Source organism: Corallococcus sp. 4LFB, from assembly GCF_046520365.1.
Taxonomy (GTDB): domain Bacteria; phylum Myxococcota; class Myxococcia; order Myxococcales; family Myxococcaceae; genus Corallococcus; species Corallococcus caeni.
Genome location: NZ_JBKGHJ010000162.1, coordinates 1 through 16,061, shown reverse-complemented (window position 1 = coordinate 16,061; position 16,061 = coordinate 1). Strand labels below are relative to the sequence as shown.

Genomic DNA, 16,061 nt, shown 5'->3' with positions numbered 1-16,061 from the left:
TCCGCAATCCATTACTGCTTGGGCTTGCTATTTGGTTTTCAAAGACCGAGCCGCTGTTGCGGCTTTGTTGCTTGCCGCCTTCTTTCCGACCGGCGGGGCTGCAGCTTCTATTTCAGTTCGCAGTCAGCGTCAACTTCGCTTTTGCGTCCTGCGGGCTGCTTCGAAGTTCGTCGGCGCCGTCCAGTGACTTCCGCCGCTTCTTTTCGAAGGGGAGCGGCTTCTACTTCAGCGCCGCGTTCCCTGTCAACCTGCTTGCTGTCAGCTTCCTCACCGCTCGCCGTCCGTGTGTTGCCTGCCGGACTGCTTACTCTTCGGTGGGGCGCGGCTTCTATCTCTTCGCCGCGTTCGCTGTCAACCCGCTCGTTGACTGCCCTATTTTCTTGTCGGTGCTGCGCTCTCTTCGAAGTGCCTTCCGCGCCAGTGCGCGGGCTTCGAAGCGAGGGGCGCGGCTTGTACCACCGCCACATCCGCGATCAACCATTTTTGGTGGCGACCGTTTGCTGCTGTCCGCTCCTGGTTCCGAGCTGCTTCGTTCGGAGCCGTTCGGGCGGGGCGCGGCTTCTACCTCTTCGCCGCATTCGGGATCAACAACCTTCGTCGATCCTTTTCTTCCCCGTGCTGACTCTCCGAGGCCCGGGGGCCAGCGGTTCGTTGCGCGGGGGTCCAGTGTCTAACGCTTCGGTTCGGCGACGTCAAACCCTGGTTGAGCCGGGCCTGATCATTCGTCCCCAGCCGCCGGGGATATGGACGCGCGCCTCCACGATGTGAACCCCCTCCCCCTGTCAGCAGCCTGCTGGGTCGTGGAGCGAGGCAGCTTCCTTTGTGCTCCGACGACGGTGGCCGAACGGGCGGGCTCCTGGGCGACATGCGTCTCCGCACACGACAAGGCCCCCGACCTTTTCACCGGTCGGAGGCCCTGGGCCCTGCGGATGCCGCTTCAGCTCACGGCGTCGCGGGGTCGAACGTGGACAGGCTCCAGCCCATGCGCTCGTGGCCGAACTTGTTCCAGTCCGGGTTCTTGCCGTCGACGACCTGGCCATCCGAGTAGGACGGCGCCCCGGAGCCGGAGCCGGAGCCGGTGAAGATGTTCACGCTGATGGTGGAGCCCGTATACGTCGGGTGCGTGTTGTCCGACTGGATGTAGTCGTAGCTGGTGCTGCTGTTCGCCAGGTGCCCGTTCGCGTCGCGCAGCGTGCTGCGCAGGGTGACGCTGATGCGCTGCACGTAGGCGTCCTCGGTCTCCCCGGCGCGGTACGCGATGGCCGCGGAGTCCACCTGGCCGTCACCGTTGCGGTCGTAGTCCGCGGCCATCATCTCCGCGAAGGCGTCCGCGCACTTGAAGCCGTACTTCGCCGCCAGGTTGCAGGCGCGCCAGTTGCTGCGCGCCAGGAGCGGCAGGAAGTACTGCTGCTTGTTCACCCTCTGGCCCGTCGTCGCGTCCGTGCAGGACGTCAGCACGTTGTCCGCGTCGTAGCCGGGGTAATAGATGTTCGAGATGACCTTCACCTTGGCGGTGGTCGCGTACTGGTTGATGGCCTGCATGCCACGCTCCATGTACGTGGTGCACGCCGCCAGCGCGTTCTGAAGGCCGCTGTAGTTACAGGTGCCGCTCTGGTCCGAGAACGCGCTGCGGGCCTGCAGGTAGTCGTTGCCGCACATCTCGAACATCACGACGCGCGTCCTGGAGTCCTGCATGTACGAGCGCTCGGAGACGATCTTGTTGTTGTAGATGTCGTCCGCCTTCGCGCCGGACTTCGTGCGGCGGATGACCTGCACGTTCGTGCCCCACTTCTTCGCCGCGTACTCACCCTCCACGACCGGGGCCGCACGGCGCGCCACGCTGCTGATGCCGCCGTTATAGCCGGCGAAGATGGAGTCGCCGTAGGCCACCACCCGGTACGTCTGAGACGCCGAGCGGTTGATGGTCCACGACGTGTTCTGGTTGATGGTGCTGGCCATCGCGGTGCCACTGAGGGTGGTGGCGGCGAGGACGGCGGCGAGGGACAGCCCGCTGCGACGAACGGACATACCGGCTCCTGAGGAGGTAGGGGTTCCCTCCCCGGCAATGGGGAGAGGCCGCGCACGGTACACGGGTTTGATTCTGGAATCACTCCCCAGACCAGAATTAACCCCGCAATAAGCATTCCATGTTGAACACGAATTCCGCCACGACGCGTCAGAACGGCGTGTCCCTCGCTGACGCGACGCTCCGAATTGACGCAATGTTTCACGGCTAGAGTGCGCGGACATGAACCTCTCCCGGAGTGCCCGAGCGTTGGGTCAGTGGCTGCTGCTGGGCGCCATCGTGGGGGGCGTGTGCGGCGTGGCGTCCGCGGTGTTCCTGGCGCTGCTGGAAGAAGCCACGGCGTTCCGGCTGGCGCATGAGTCGCTGGTGTACGCGCTGCCCGTGGCGGGGCTCGTCGTGGGCGCGGTGTACGGCCGGTGGGGCGCGTCCATCCGGGGCGGCAACAACCTGGTGCTGGATACGGTACACGTGGGGGACGCGGTGATTCCCCTGCGCATGGCGCCCATGGTGCTGCTGGGCACGGTGCTCACGCACCTGTTCGGCGGGAGCGCGGGACGCGAGGGCACCGCGGTGCAGATGGGCGCGAGCCTGGCGGACCAGATTGCCTGGCGCTTCCGCGTGACGCCGGACACGCGGCGCGAGCTGCTGGCGGCGGGCATCGCGGGCGGCTTCGGTTCGGTGTTCGGCACGCCGCTGGCGGGCACGGTGTTCGGGTTGGAGGTCGTGTGCGTGGGTCGGCTGGGCTACGAGGCGCTCCTGCCCGCGCTCACCGCGGCCGTCGTGGGCGACCTGGTGACTCGCGGGCTGGGCATCCACCACACCGCGTACCCGTCACCCCAGGTGCTGGCGTTGACGCTGCCCGTGCTGGGCCGGTGGCTGGTGTTCGCGGTGGGCATCGCGGGCGTGGCGGTGGCCTTCATCGAGGGCACGCATGGGCTGAAGCGCGTCCTGGAGCGCCGCGTCCCCTGGCTGCCCGTGCGCATGGCGCTGGGCGGCCTGGGCGTGGTGGGGCTCTGGAAGCTCGCGGGCACCAGCGACTACCTGGGCCTGGGCGTGCCCGGCATCCTGCGCGCGTTCGAGGACGCGTCGCTGCCCTGGGGCGCCTTCGCGTGGAAGCTCGTCTTCACGGTGGTGACGCTGGGCGCGGGGTTCCTGGGTGGCGAAGTGACTCCGCTGTTCTTCATTGGCGCGGCGCTGGGCAATGTCCTCGCGCGGCTGCTGGGGCTGCCGGTGGACCTGGGCGCCGCGGTGGGCATGGCGGCGCTGTTCGCGGCCGCGGCCAACACGCCGCTCGCGCTGTCGTTGATGGCGGTGGAGCTGGTGGGCGCTTCCGTGCTGCCCCACGTGGCCATCGTCGCCACGGTGGCGTACCTGCTCACCGGGCACCGGGGCATCTATCCGTCCCAGCGCATCGCTCGGAGGAAGCTGGGTGGGCCGCTGCTGGACCGCGTGGTCGCGCTGCGCGAGCTGCATGCGGCGCCCCCGAAGCCTCCGGCGCCTCCGGCGTCCAGGACGGACGCATAGGCGTTCCGCGCAGACGCGAGCCCTGCGGCTCGCGCCGGTCCGCCGGGCGTGGGAAGGGTACGGAGGAGCGCACCCTGCGGGTGAACAAGCTCCTCCTGATGATGGGCAACGGGGCCGAGCGCGTCCCCACGCCGGAGGACGGCATCCACATCTGGCCCCGGCCGGAGAACAACCCCCGGGTGTTCTCGCTCGATGCGTACATGCGGATGGTGCCGTACGGGGTTGGCCCCAACCACGAGTCGCTCGAGGGCAAGACGGTCGTCGTCCACGGGGGCAACGCCGCCATCGATGCGGTGCAACAGTCTCAACTACGGAAGGAGTGGGAGACGGTGTTCGGCGTGACGTGGCCGTCCGAGTCCCAGCGCCACCGTCCGCCCCGGCCCGTTCGGGAGCGCCCCCGGGTGAGCGGGGGCCAGTCGTGTCAGGTCGAGTTCCTCGGCAAGGGCGGGGGCTTCAAGGACCTCTGAAGCCCCGCGCCCGTGACGGCTACTTGCAGGTGAACGACCAGCGGCAGGTGCCGGACGCGCACTCGCGATCGCTGGAGCACGCCGCGCCCCGGCTTCGCTTGTTGATGCACTTGCCGGAGTTGAGCCCCCACCCGCAGAACTGGTTCGTGCCGCAGTGCGAGTCGCTGTCGCACAGGCAGCTGCCGGTGGGGTTCACGTAGCAGTCCGCGCTGCAGCGGTCCGTGGTGCACTCGCGGTCCGACTTGCACGTCTGACCATAGGCCTTGGAGCGCGGCGTGTAGCACCAGCCCACCGCGTTGAAGCAGCCTCCGCACGCTCCGGAGAGGCACTGGCCGTCGCGGCTGCATGACGTGCCGTCCGTCTTGCGGTCCACGCAGTCGTTGTCGCCCGGGTTGCCCGGAAGCTCATCCTGGCAGTAGCGGGACGCGCCGCAGTCCCCGTCGTCGTTGCACACGCAGCGGCCGTCGAAGGTGGCGCAGAGCACGGAGGTGCACTGCTCGCTCTGGCACTCGTCGTCGAAGCGGCAGCCCTGGTTCAGCGTCTTGGAGTCCGGCGCGTAGGCCTTGCCGCACACGGTGGGGTAGGCCTTCTCACGCTCGTCCGGCGGCACCCACGGCGCGATGCCGCTCGTGTCGATGTCCAGCGCGGGGTCCGCCATGCCGGTGCGCGCGCTGCTCGCGGTGCGCTCCCACATGCGGATGAACACCTCCGCCGAGCGGTCCAGCGGCGTGGTGTCCGCGCCCAGGTGGCGCACGTCGCGGAGCAGGTCGGGCAGCAGGCCCACGTGCGCGAGCCCTGCTCGTCGAACGGCGTCCCCAGCCGGCCCGGGGCTTCGAGCTCCTGCTGGTGGGCCTGCGCGTCCGCCTCCGCCTGGAAGCCCGCCGAGCACGCGCCGTTGGGACCGAAGCGCGGCCGCGTCTGCTGGATGAAGCCGTTGAAGTCCGCGCCGAAGGCCATGGGGACCTTGAGGCCCTGGCGGCCGACTCGTAGGCCTGGGCGAAGGAGCGGCTGGAGCCCTGGCAGTCGTTGGCGATGTTCGCGGGCGTGTACGTGCGCGTCTCGTCGTGCGCGGTGCGCAGGCCGAACATGCCGCCCGTGCGGCGGAGCAGCTGCACCACCCAGGCGGGGGTCGTCTTCTCGTTCCCGGCGAGCTTGCCGTTCATCACCTCGCGGAAGTGGCCGTGGCTGATGAAGAGCGGGTAGTAGCGGTTCGTCTGGGAGACGGCGTAGGCGTCACGCACGCCCTTCTCCGACAGGTGGGCCAGGTCGATGAGCATGCCCTTGTCCATCATCGCCTGGAGCAGCTGCTGGCCGTCCGCGGTGAGGCCCTTCACGTTGCGGCACTGGGCGTCCACGTCGAAGCCCAGCGTGAAGCCGGCGGCGGTGATGCCGCAGTCGGTGTCGATGTGGCAGTTCTCCAGGAACTGCGCGGCCTGGAAGATGGCGTTGTGCGGGGCCGCTCCGCCGAAGCGGTTGTCCAGCTGGTGCACGGGCTGGAGCGTGCGCACGCCCAGCGCGTGGAAGCGGCTGAGCTCCGCTCGCCAGTCCTTCGTGCCGAAGAGCTTGCTGGTCTCGATGGAGAGGACCATGGCGAGCTTCCCCTGCGAGATGATCCGCCGCGCGTCCGCGGGCGACAGGGCGATCTCCACCCAGTCATTGGCCGCGTCGAAGGCGTGGGCCATCTGGAGCTGGACCTCCACGTCCATCATCTCGTCGCAGGCGCGCTTGCGGTTCTGCGGGGGCAGCGCTTCACAGAGGAAGCCGTTGCTGACGGCGGACACCACCACCAGCGACATGCCTCCGTCGTGCGCCTGCTTGAGCCACCCGCCCCAGGACTGCTGGTGGGCGATGGTGTCCCAGCGGGGCCATTCCGAACCGGGCTGACGGCGGCCCATGTGCAGGCCGGTGTCCCCTTGCGTGCCCTCAATCTTCCCGATGAACTCCGAGCCCACCGCGCCCGCGATGCCGAAGAGCTGGGACAGGACGGGCACGCCGCTCAGGTCCACGCCGCCGGAGTTGGGACACAGGTTGAGCAGACCGCTCAGGTCCATGCGGACGCGGGCGTGGTCGCTCTCCGGCCAGCCGCCGTCACAGGTGTCGAGCGTGCCGTTGACGCCGCCGTGGAACCAGCCGCCGCCGAAGGCCTCCTCGGCGAACATGTGGTGGTGCAGCTCGGCGAAGCCGGGCACGTCCACGCCCTGCTTCTGGGTGGCGGGCTGTGGCGGGGGCTCCAGGTCCTCGATGGGGGCACAGGACAGCGAGGCCGCCAGCGTCAGGGCCAGGGGACTCCAGCGGAACCACGGGAGGGGACGGGACACGAACGCTCCAGGATGAGGGGAACGTCCACATGCGTCAGCCCGGACCCCGGGTGCAAGACGCGGCGTCCCAGAGTGTGCTCGGTGCGCGGTGGCGGTGGTGCCCGGCTTCGCGGCGGGGACGAGCCCTTCCGTGTGCCAGAACTCCCTGTGCCCGGTATCGAGCGAGCAGCCGGGCGGTAGATCCCCCTGGGTCAGCGCGCATCTACCCGTCAATGACGTGTGCACCCGCTCAAGTCCATGAATTCAGACCTATTTGCATCAGTTGATGCACTCGGTTATCTACTCATCCATCTACCCATGGCCGCACCTCCCGTCCGACAGCTCCTGGATGCCGTCCAGCGTCTTCAACCCGTCCGGGTGGAGACGCTCCAGGAGCACTTCGGCGTCTCGCAGCAGACCCTGTCGCGTTGGCTCAGGGACGCGGGTGATTCAATCTGCCGCATGGGCCGGACCCGGGGCGCCCTGTATGCGCGGACGCGTTCCCTGCCGGAGCTGGGGACCCGCGTTCCCGTCCATCGGGTGGACGAAGCGGGACAGCTTCATCGCGTGGGAACCCTCCACTTCCTGTCCAATGGCGGGACCTGGATGGAGCAGGCCAACGGCCCCGGGGAGCGTTTCGAAGGCCTGCCTCCCTTCGTGGAGGAGATGAGCCCCCAGGGATACATGGGCCGGGGGTTCCATGAGCGGCATCCAGACCTGGGGCTCCCCCTTCGCACCACGGACTGGAACGACGATCAGGTGCTCATCGCCCTGGCCCGGCGCGGGGAGGACTGCACGGGGGACCTCATCCTGGGACAAGAGTCGCTGGACCGGTACCTGGCCACACAGGTCCACGAGGTCCACCGCGACAGCTACCCTGAGCTTGCCAGGAGCTTCCTCGCGGAAGGTGCTGGTTCTTCCGCGGGTGGCGAGCAGCCGAAGTTCGCTGTCCATGCCGATGGCAGGCATGTGCTCGTGAAGTTCGCGGATGCGAGCGAAGGCCGGGCGGGACAGCGCTGGCGGGACCTGCTCGCGAGCGAGTCCCTTGCACTGGAGGCGGTCCGCGCGGCGGGCATCGACGCGGCGACCGCGCGCTGGTTCGACCTGCGGGACCACCGGTTCCTCGAAGTCGAGCGGTTCGATCGCGTCGGCCTTCGCGGAAGGCGCGCACTGCTGTCATTGCGCGCCATTGATAACGAATACATCGGGCTGGGAACGAACTGGACGGAGGTGTCGCTGCGGCTGCGCGCAGAGCGTCGCCTTCCTCCGGAGGACGTCCGGCGGATCCGCTGGTTGGATGTCTTTGGCCAGCTCATTGGAAACATCGACCGGCACCTCGGCAATGTCTCCTGCTTCGTGGAAGCGTCAGGACGGTTCCGGCTCGCGCCGCTCTACGACATGCTGCCCATGGTCTTCGCACCCGATGGCGCGCACCTGGTCGAGCGGACCTTCAGGCCCGCGCCTCCAACCTCCAACACCCTGGATGTCTGGGCCGACGCCGCCCGCCATGCGCTGAGGTACTGGGACAGGCTCATTGTCTCGCAGGACCTCAGCGAGGAGTTCCGTCAGCGCTGCGCCACCTGCCGGGGACAGCTCGCGGAGCTCATCGCTCGGGTGCCGCTTCACGGCACGGTCTGAGCCGTCAGTCCCACCGCTCTGTCGTCCCGCCTCCGCAGCTCCGGGGTGGCCACCTGGAACTCCGCGGGCAGCATTCTCAGGATGCGCTCGCGGCGGTAGCGGGCGGTGGCCAGGCGCTGCTCCAGGGCGGCCTGCTCCGCTCGGGTGGCCGGGTCGGGCTTCGCGGTGGTGCGCTGGGTCAGGGCTGCCAACCTTCTGGAGACCTCTTCGATTTCACGGTCGATGAGCACCGGTTGGATGTTCCGTTTGGCTTTCGCCTTGCGGCCCTGGGCGTTGTTTTCAATCCACACCGGCAGGACCGAGACGTCCGCCAGCGACACCGGGGCTCCTTGCTCCGCCCTCGTTACTCCGACTCGCAGGAGCAGCGTGTCCCTCTTGTCCCCGTCCTTCCCCTGCTGCCCCTTCACGTGCCGGTAGAAGCGCGCCTGGTTCGCCACCAGGTTGCCCAGCGAATACGCGATGAAGCCCCGGCGCCCGGACTTCGTCGTGTACGCCTCCAGCGGCTGGAGCACGTGCGGGTGGTGCCCGATGACCGCGAACGCTCCCGCTTCCAGGAAGGCCTGCCCCAATGCCCGGTCCTGGGGATTCGGCGCTTCCGTGTACTCACGCCCCCAGTGCCCCATCACGAACAGCGCGTCACACTTCGCTGCCGCGGACCGCACCCTCTCCAGTGCCTCCTCCGGCTTCAGCCCTCTTCGTGAGACGTGCTCCGGATAGGGCAACAGCGCCACGTGCGGCGCGTCCGCTTCCTTCGGGTTGCTGAAGCCGTTCAGGCTCCTCGTGAAGGACAGGAAGCCCAGCTTGATGCCTCGCACCTCCATGAACACCGGCTCCCAGGCCGCGTCCTTCGTGGCTCCCGTGCCCGTGTGGCGCAGCCCCACCGCATCCAGCTGACGCAGCGTCTCCACCAGGCCTTCCACGTGCTGATCCCTTGCGTGGTTGTTGCCCGTGGACACCACCTTCACGCCCGCGCGCACCAGGGCCTGCGCCATCGCTGGCGGCGCGTTGAAGACCAGCTCCTTCGTGAGGGCCTTGTCGTTGGCCGTGACCGGCGTCTCCAGGTTCACCACGCCCACGTCCGCTGTTCGCAGCACGTCCGACAGCGGCCCGAAGACGTGGTCCCAGCCTTCGTGGTTCCCGCTTCGCGCGTGGGCCTTCGCCACCCACTTCACTTCGCCGTGCGGAATCACGTCCCCGCCAAAGACAAGCTCCACGCGCGCGGGCGCGGCCATCCCCAGGAACGGGATGAACAGCAGCAGGGCCCCCCACCCTCGCATCACTCCGGCTCCCGGATCCCGATGAAGACCTCCCGGCTCCAGGGGTCTCGCCGTGTCGTCGCGGGAATGCCGGCCTCCCGCATCCACTCGAGCCAGTCGTCACGCCGGAACAGGCCGAAGCGGTGGCGCTCCTGCGACATGCTCACCGTTCCGTCCGCTTCCCTCAGCAGATAGGCGAACGCGGTCTCGAACGTCTCGTCGTCCGGATCCGGATCCCACGTCCACATGAGGTAGCGCATGCCTCGCCCGTCCGGTGAGTCGTGGCCTCCGGACTCGGTGAGGGGCTCGAAGGTCTCCCGCACGCAGTCCGGCAAGAGCACCACCCGGCCCCCCGGACGGCAGTGCGCGGCGGCCGTGCGGACCGTGGCCCTCGCGGCGTCCCGGTCCACCGCGTACATGATGGCGTCGTGGACCATCACCCGGTCGAACGTGCGTCCTAGCCGCAGGGACGTCATGTCCCCCACCAGGTTCTCGCACTCCGGATTCACGGCCCGGCTCACCGCGACCATCTCCGGCGAGCGGTCCGTCAGCGTCAGCGTGAAGTGCTTCTTCAGGTGGAAGGCCAGGCTTCCACCGCCCGACCCCAATTCCAGCATCGTGCGCGCGGGGCCCTCCTCCAGATGCAACATGGGGAGCAGGTCCTCCGCCTCCTCCCCGTACTCCTCCGGTGGCGAGAACAGCGGCCACCAGGAGGCGAGGTCCGTGTAGAGGTGGGGCTCCTCCACGGGGGGCGGAATCACGGTGCGCAACGACGCCATGCAGGGCTTCCTCGGAGGCGAGTCACCGTTCTACCGCCCGGACCTCCAGTGCGTCCATGAGGCCTAACGGACCTGGATGGCGTCCGCGACCACGTAGGTCCCCGCCGTCACCCAGCGGCTCAGCTGGACCTTGTTCCAGCCCGCCGGGAAGCTCCACGTGCCCAGCGTGTTCCACCGGGCGCCGTTGAGCGTCTGGTTCACCTTCACGTTCGCCAGCTGCGTGCCGGACGCGTTCGTGATGATGAAGGGCGCCGCCGTGGAGCGGTCGCTCGCCGCCGTCCACCAGGCGTCCACCGTCTTCGTGCCCGCCGCGGAGAGGTAGAACCAGAACGTCGCCGGCTCCGACACCGCCGCGCCCGGGGACACCAGGTAGCTGGTGCCGTAGTAGCCCGCCACGTTCGTGGAGGACGCCCAGCTGGTGCCCGCGAGCTGGATGTAGCCCTTCGTCTGGTCGTTGTTCGCGTTGTTGCTGTCGATGACCAGCCCCGTCGTCGAGCCGCCGCCGGACGTCCACAGGTACGTCACGTCCACCCAGTCGTTGTTCGACATGCCCAGGTCCGTCCAGAACGTCCCGTCCGCGATGTCGATGCCCGCGGGGTTCGACGGCCGGCGGCCGAACTGATCCAACCCGCCGTTGAAGTTGTCCTGGTACGCCGCCTGCGCCTCCGGCTTGCCCTGCGGCAGCGTCTTCCACATCTCGCGCACGCTGGACGGGTTCCAGTAGTCGTCCTTCGTGTTCCACGGGCCCACGTCCCAGACGGACGTCGTCGCGCACTTCGCCGTCTTCGAATAACAGACGCGCACCTGGTACTCGGAGCCCCCGTTCGACGCGAGCCCCCGCCGCGACGGCAGCGCCACGAAGCGGTCGTTGCTCTTGATGACGTGGCCGTTCGCCGTCGTGCCGCCCACCAGGCCCTCACGGGTCGCGTAGACGCGGTAGGTCAGCGGCGCGAGCGTCTGGAGTCCTTCCTCCGTGCCGCTGCCTTCGCGCCAGCCCTCCAGCTCCACGCCCTGCACCACCGGGCCCCGGCCGCGCTCGTCCGCGATGAGCGCCAGGCGCACCTGCACCTCCGTGCCCGCGCGGGGCAGGCGCACGGACTCGTCGCCGGTGGCGGTGCGCCACTCGCTCCAGGCGCCTCCGGGGACCCGCACGCGCACGTCCACTTCGACGCCCTGCCCCAGGCCCACCGCCGCCTGGACGCGCGGACGGAAGGTGTCCACGGGCTGCTCGAGCGTGCGCGCGGGGAACTCGAAGAGGCCCGTGAGCCGGCTCAGGCCTTCAGGACGGCGCATCACCGCGTTGGGTTCGTAGCGCAGCCCTTCACGCGTGCCCACGAACTCCGACGTGCCCGTTCCTTCCGAGAGGTTCTCCGTCCAGCGCTGCGCGCCGGCCTCCTGCCGGAGCGACTCCGGCGCGGGCTCCGCCGCCGCCACTCCTTCCGCGAAGACCGCGCCCAACATCACCGCCATCAACGTGGACCGCCACGACGCGCGCATGCCTGGACTCCCGGGAAATGGACAAAAACGTTTAGACCGTTCAACGTTTAAATCCGTCTTTCCCGGTTCTCAAGAGCCAAGGCGTGAAACAGCGTTGGCTCAGTGCATCACGTCCCGTTGATGACGGAGCGGATCCACGGCGTGTACGTGGCCACGTTGGTGAACACGGAGAACGTGTCGCACTGGCTGGAGCCGAACCCGCTCACAATCCCATACAGCGTTCCGTTGAAGGCCAGCGGGCCGCCGTCGTCCTTCGTGCAGACGTTCGCGGTGGCGCGCGGCGCCGTGCAGAGCTGCGCGCCGTTGACATAGGCGTTCCCCACCAGGTCGCGGCAGGTGGCCGTGGAGGTGAGGTTCAGGTTCACGCGCTTGAGCGCAGCGGAGGTGGGCCCGGTCTGCGTGCGGCCCCAGCCGCTCGCGGTGTAGGTCACGCCCAGGGGCGCGGGCGCATCCGGCAGCGTCAGCGGCTGCACCGCCTGGGACAGGTTGAAGGGCTGGGCGAGCTGGAGGAGCGCCACGTCGTGGACCGACCCGCTGTAGGACGGGTGCATCACCTTGCGCGACACCGCGCGGTACTGCTCGTCCGCCTCCACCGTGCCCAGCCGCAGGTCCCCCGCGTAGATGCGCATGGACGTGGGCGTGACACCCCGGACGCAGTGGGCCGCCGTCACCACCCAGCCGGCCCGGATGAGCGTGCCTCCGCAGGTGAACGCACCCGAGACGTGGAGGCGCACCTGGTGGGGGAGCTCGTACCGGGCGGCGAGGCTTCCTCCGGTGATGTCCCAGGCCTGGACGCCCAGGGGCTGCTCCTGCTCGGAGCTGGGCTCCCCTCCACACGCGAGGAAGCCCAAAGCCATCAATGCGGACGCGAAACGGGAGGTCTTCATGCGGTGAGACATGAAGGACTCACGCCTCACCGTCAATCTTGCAAATCGAGATTAATCGGCTCTCTTACTTCGTGCCGAAGAGGCGGTCTCCGGCGTCGCCCAGGCCGGGCAGGATGTAGCCGTGCGAGTCCAGCTTGTCGTCGATGGCGGCGGTGAAGACGCGCACGTCGGGGTGGTGTTCGCGCAGGTTCGTCAGGCCCTCCGGACACGCGAGCAGACACACGAAGCGCAGGGAGCCCGGGCGGCTTCGCTTCACGCGCTGGAGCGCCGCCACAGCGGAGTTGCCCGTCGCGAGCATGGGGTCGCAGACGATGACGTCGCGGTCCTCCAGGTTCGCGGGCACGCGGTAGTAGTACTCCACCGCGCCCAGCGACTCCGGGTCGCGGTACAGGCCGATGTGGCCCACCCGCGCGGAGGGCACGAGCTGGAGCAGGCCGTCCAGGATGCCCTGCCCCGCTCTCAGGATGGGCACCAGCACCAGCTTCTTGCCGTCCAGCGCCCAGCCCGTGGTGCGCGCCATGGGCGTCTCAATCTCCTCCTCGCGCAGCTTCAGGTCGCGCAGCGCCTCGTACCCGAGCAGGAGGGAGATCTCCTCCAGCAGCGCCCGGAAGGCCGCCGTGCTCGTGTCCGTCCTGCGCATCACCGTCAGCTTGTGCTTCACCAGCGGGTGATCCACCACCGTGCAGTTCGGGAAGTCCATGCGTCGTCCTCCGTGTATGGGTTTCAGAACACCGTGCCGTCACTGCGGATGCGGATGGGCGGCACGCCCCCGGGGCGCAGCTCCGCCGCCACCCGGCGCCCCGCCGTCCACGTCCCGCCCTGGAGCACCTTCGCCAGCGGCAGCTCCTCCGGGGTCAATTCCAGACGCCCCCGCACCAGCGCGGCCACGCGGTCCAGGAGCGCCACCGTCAGCGCCCGCCACTCCACGATGGGCGCGTCCCCCGGGGCGTAGACCTCCATGGTCAGGCGCGGGTCCTGCGGCACCAGCACGCCCAGGTCCACGAAGAGGCCGCCGTTGCGGTACTCCGGCAGGCCGGTGAGCGCGTCCAGCTCCGTCACCGTCACGCCGGCCTCCGCCAGCGGCTCCACCAGCGAGTACGCCAGCCACTGGGACAACTTGTGGAAGGGCACCAGCGCGTCCGCGCTGCCCGGTGGGCCCAGCGCCGGGTGCGGCCACACGTCCCCCAGGTTCACGCCGTCCACCGTCGTGCGCCCCGGCCAGATGGGGCCCAGCACCTCCAGCACCGTGCCCAGCACCTCCGCGGCCCTCACGCTGCGGCGGTGCGCGGCCAGCATGTCGAACATGGACCCCGGCCGGGGCAGCACGCGCGACAGGCCCTGCAGCAGGTGCAGCCGGCCCTCCACGCCCAGCAGCGGGTTGGACTCCGACACCTGGAAGCCGCGCTCCAGCTGCTCGCGCGTCATCCGGCCCAGGGCCTCCGCGTCCGCGCGCAGCGCCGGTCGGGGTCGGATGAGAAGCCGCCCGCCATGAACATGCGCAGCGACGCCACGGCCAGCCCCTCCGAGCGCACGTACGAGGCGCCCCCGGGCTCCTGGTAGCGCCACGCCGGGCCGCTGCCCGCGTCCAGCAGCACGCTCACCACGCCCAGGTCCACCTTCGCCCTGGCGCGCTCCTCCGGCGGCAGCGGGGCCAGCCTCGCCTCCAGCTGCGCGAGCCGGGGCACCCCTCCCGCGTCGAAGTGCCTCCAGCGGCTGTGCACCGGGATGTCCAGCCGGGGGTAGGCCTCGTGCGTCACCGCCAGCACCCGGTCCACCACCGTGGGCAACCGGGACGGCTCCACCTTGAAGTACTCCAGCCGGCCGGCGAGCCCCAGGTCCAGCACCTGGTGACAGCGCTCGCGGATGGCCGCCGGGCTGCGCAGCCACGCCACCGTGGGGGACACCTCCTGCACCCGGATCGCGTCAAGCATCGAGGTCCCTCCCCTTCACCTGCGCCAGTTCCCCCGCGTCCGCCACCGGCCCGCGCGTGAAGTAGCCCGCCGCCTTCTTCGCCTCCATCTCCACCTTCGCGTCCGCGGGGATCAGCCCGTCCGGGATGGGCACCCGTTCCAGGATCTCGATGCCCGAGCGCACGATGGCGTCGTGCTTCATGTCGCTCATGGAGACGAAGCGGTGGATGCGCGTGATGCCCAGCCAGTGCAGCACGTCCGGCATCAGCTCCTGGAAGCGCATGTCCTGCACGCCCGCCACGCACTCCGTGCGGTGGAAGTACGTGGCCGCGGAGTCGCCGCCCTCCTGGCGCTTGCGCGCGTTGTAGACCAGGAACTTGGTCACCTCGCCCAGCGCGCGGCCCTCCTTGCGGTGGTAGACGATGAGCCCCACGCCGCCCTGCTGCGCCATCCGCACGCCCTCCTCGATGCCGTGCACCAGGTAGGGCCGGCAGGTGCAGATGTCGCTGCCGAAGACGTCCGAGCCGTTGCACTCGTCATGCACTCGCGCCGCCAGCGGCACGTCCCGGTCCGCCAGCGAGGCGATGTTCCCAAACACATACAGCGTCAGCCCACCGATGGGCGGCAGGAAGACGTGCAGGTCCGGGCGGGTGATGAGCTCCGGGTACATGCCGCCGGTGTGCTCGAAGAGGCCCCGGCGCAGCGCGCCCTCCGTCAGGCCGAAGCGTTCGGCGATGCCGGGCAGGTACCAGACGGGCTCCACCGCGGCCTTCACCACCTTCACGTCCCCGTTGGCCGCCACCAGCTCGCCGTCCACCTCGAGGCGCCCGGCGGCGATGGCCTCGCGCACCTCCGGCATGTTGATGTGGGCCCTTGTGACGGCGATGGTGGGCCGGTAGTCCACGCCCTGCTCGGCGTAGGCGCGGAACACCTGCGACGCCACCGCGCCCCAGGGGTCCAGCGACACGATGCGCCTGGGGTCGCTCCACGACGGATAGGGGCCCACCTGCGCCGCGGGCGAGGTGTTGGTCAGGTCCGCCTTGTGGTCCTGCGGCAGCTTGCCCGCGGACACCGCCAGCGCCCGGTAGATGGAGTACGCGCCCGAGTGCGTGCCGATGACGTTGCGGTTCGCGGCGTCGGAGAGCGTGGCCACCACCGGGCCCCGGCGCAGCGGCTCCGATTCGCCCCAGCGCAGCGGCACTCCGGGCACCTGCCCGTCGGGGTGGGACGTGAGACGGATGTGATTGACAGGCTTCTTGTCAGCCATGGGTGCACCCTCCTTGTGGGGCGCGGGAAAGGACAGACGTCTGCAAATGGGGGAGCGGCAGAGGGGGACGCCAGCGCGGCGTCAGCTCATCCAGGAGCCGTCGGTGCGCGCGGACCACTTGCGCGTCACCTTCTTGAGCTGGCTCCAGAAGTCGAGGCTCGACGGGCCGGTGACGTCCCCGTGGCCGAACTTCGACTCGCCCGTGCCGCCGAAGGAGAAGGGCTCGCGCGGCACCGGCACGCCCACGTTCACGCCCACCATGCCGGCCCTGGCGCCCTCCACCACCGACTGGGCCACCGCGCCGCTGGTCGTGAAGATGGACGCCGCGTTGCCGTAGGGCGACGCGTTCTCCACCGCGAGCGCCGCCGACAGCGTGGGCACCCGCACGATGGACAGCACCGGGCCGAACAGCTCGCGCCGCGCGGCCTCCATCTCCGGCCGCACGCCGTCCAGCACCGTGGGGCCCAGCCAGTGGCCGTTCGCGTAGGCCTCGCCCGCGGGCCGCTTGCCGCG

The 16,061-nt window shown here is 69.5% G+C and carries 12 protein-coding genes and 2 pseudogenes; 4 read left to right on the top strand and 10 right to left on the bottom strand.

From position 1 onward, the window contains the following. A partial coding sequence (locus tag ACLEQD_RS18925) for a hypothetical protein (protein WP_410385714.1) occupies nt 1-187 on the top strand: 187 nt, incomplete at its 5' end. A 755-nt stretch (nt 188-942) separates the two neighbouring features. On the opposite strand, the gene ACLEQD_RS18920 is transcribed toward ACLEQD_RS18925, so the two are convergent. Next, entirely contained in the window at nt 943-2,028 is a 1,086-nt protein-coding gene (locus tag ACLEQD_RS18920) for an SGNH/GDSL hydrolase family protein (RefSeq protein WP_410385713.1), read from the bottom strand. Between the two features lie 220 nt (nt 2,029-2,248). On the opposite strand from ACLEQD_RS18920, the gene ACLEQD_RS18915 reads away from it, so the two are divergent. Both ACLEQD_RS18915 and ACLEQD_RS18910 read left to right on the top strand, forming a co-directional pair. Next, nucleotides 2,249-3,550 (top strand): chloride channel protein, encoded by a 1,302-nt coding sequence (locus ACLEQD_RS18915; protein ID WP_410385712.1) that lies wholly within the window; start codon nt 2,249-2,251, stop codon nt 3,548-3,550. An 80-nt stretch (nt 3,551-3,630) separates the two neighbouring features. Next, on the top strand, nt 3,631-4,017 hold the full coding sequence (locus ACLEQD_RS18910) for a hypothetical protein (protein ID WP_410385711.1): 387 nt from the start codon (nt 3,631-3,633) through the stop codon (nt 4,015-4,017). Nucleotides 4,018-4,036: 19 nt separating this feature from the next. On the opposite strand, the pseudogene ACLEQD_RS18905 reads toward ACLEQD_RS18910, so the two are convergent. Beyond that, a pseudogene (locus ACLEQD_RS18905) lies at nt 4,037-6,335 on the bottom strand (membrane dipeptidase). A gap of 297 nt (nt 6,336-6,632) precedes the next feature. Here ACLEQD_RS18905 and yjjJ point away from each other — a divergent pair. After that, nucleotides 6,633-7,952 carry a type II toxin-antitoxin system HipA family toxin YjjJ gene (gene yjjJ, locus ACLEQD_RS18900; protein ID WP_410385710.1) on the top strand — a complete coding sequence of 440 codons (1,320 nt, stop codon included), beginning with the start codon at nt 6,633-6,635 and terminating at the stop codon, nt 7,950-7,952. Here the strand turns inward: yjjJ and ACLEQD_RS18895 are convergent. The 8 genes and pseudogenes from ACLEQD_RS18895 to ACLEQD_RS18860 form a co-directional block, all read right to left on the bottom strand. After that, on the bottom strand, nt 7,937-9,229 hold the full coding sequence (locus ACLEQD_RS18895) for a CapA family protein (RefSeq protein ID WP_410385709.1): 1,293 nt from the start codon (nt 9,227-9,229) through the stop codon (nt 7,937-7,939). The genes yjjJ and ACLEQD_RS18895 overlap by 16 nt on opposite strands. Further along, a complete protein-coding gene (locus ACLEQD_RS18890) occupies nt 9,229-9,987 on the bottom strand; it encodes a class I SAM-dependent methyltransferase (RefSeq protein ID WP_410385708.1) in 759 nt (252 codons plus the stop codon). Before ACLEQD_RS18890 ends, ACLEQD_RS18895 begins: the two co-directional genes overlap by 1 nt. Before the next feature lie 63 nt (nt 9,988-10,050). After that, nucleotides 10,051-11,484, bottom strand: coding sequence for a hypothetical protein (locus ACLEQD_RS18885; protein WP_410385707.1), 1,434 nt, complete (start codon nt 11,482-11,484; stop codon nt 10,051-10,053). 107 nt (nt 11,485-11,591) lie between these two features. Then, entirely contained in the window at nt 11,592-12,341 is a 750-nt protein-coding gene (locus tag ACLEQD_RS18880; protein WP_410385706.1) for a serine protease, read from the bottom strand. A 94-nt stretch (nt 12,342-12,435) separates the two neighbouring features. Next, the gene (gene upp / locus ACLEQD_RS18875; RefSeq protein WP_120525099.1) at nt 12,436-13,071 is read right to left on the bottom strand and encodes a uracil phosphoribosyltransferase; all 636 of its coding nucleotides are present in this window, start codon (nt 13,069-13,071) and stop codon (nt 12,436-12,438) included. 23 nt (nt 13,072-13,094) lie between these two features. Further along, a pseudogene (locus ACLEQD_RS18870) lies at nt 13,095-14,302 on the bottom strand (URC4/urg3 family protein). Beyond that, nucleotides 14,295-15,548 (bottom strand): GTP cyclohydrolase II, encoded by a 1,254-nt coding sequence (locus ACLEQD_RS18865; RefSeq protein ID WP_410385705.1) that lies wholly within the window; start codon nt 15,546-15,548, stop codon nt 14,295-14,297. The pseudogene ACLEQD_RS18870 and the gene ACLEQD_RS18865 overlap by 8 nt, the downstream one beginning before the upstream one ends. An 81-nt stretch (nt 15,549-15,629) precedes the next feature. After that, a partial coding sequence (locus ACLEQD_RS18860) for an aldehyde dehydrogenase family protein (protein WP_410385704.1) occupies nt 15,630-16,061 on the bottom strand: 432 nt, incomplete at its 5' end.

Excerpts from the sequence above, each read along its gene's own strand:
- yjjJ (WP_410385710.1), top strand. The coding sequence starts at position 6,633 with ATGGCCGCACCTCCCGTCCGACAGCTCCTGGATGCCGTCCAGCGTCTT.
- ACLEQD_RS18920 (WP_410385713.1), bottom strand. The coding sequence starts at position 2,028 with ATGTCCGTTCGTCGCAGCGGGCTGTCCCTCGCCGCCGTCCTCGCCGCC.
- ACLEQD_RS18890 (WP_410385708.1), bottom strand. The coding sequence starts at position 9,987 with ATGGCGTCGTTGCGCACCGTGATTCCGCCCCCCGTGGAGGAGCCCCAC.
- ACLEQD_RS18895 (WP_410385709.1), bottom strand. The coding sequence starts at position 9,229 with ATGCGAGGGTGGGGGGCCCTGCTGCTGTTCATCCCGTTCCTGGGGATG.
- ACLEQD_RS18880 (WP_410385706.1), bottom strand. The coding sequence starts at position 12,341 with ATGGCTTTGGGCTTCCTCGCGTGTGGAGGGGAGCCCAGCTCCGAGCAG.
- upp (WP_120525099.1), bottom strand. The coding sequence starts at position 13,071 with ATGGACTTCCCGAACTGCACGGTGGTGGATCACCCGCTGGTGAAGCAC.
- ACLEQD_RS18885 (WP_410385707.1), bottom strand. The coding sequence starts at position 11,484 with ATGCGCGCGTCGTGGCGGTCCACGTTGATGGCGGTGATGTTGGGCGCG.
- ACLEQD_RS18915 (WP_410385712.1), top strand. The coding sequence starts at position 2,249 with ATGAACCTCTCCCGGAGTGCCCGAGCGTTGGGTCAGTGGCTGCTGCTG.
- ACLEQD_RS18865 (WP_410385705.1), bottom strand. The coding sequence starts at position 15,548 with ATGGCTGACAAGAAGCCTGTCAATCACATCCGTCTCACGTCCCACCCC.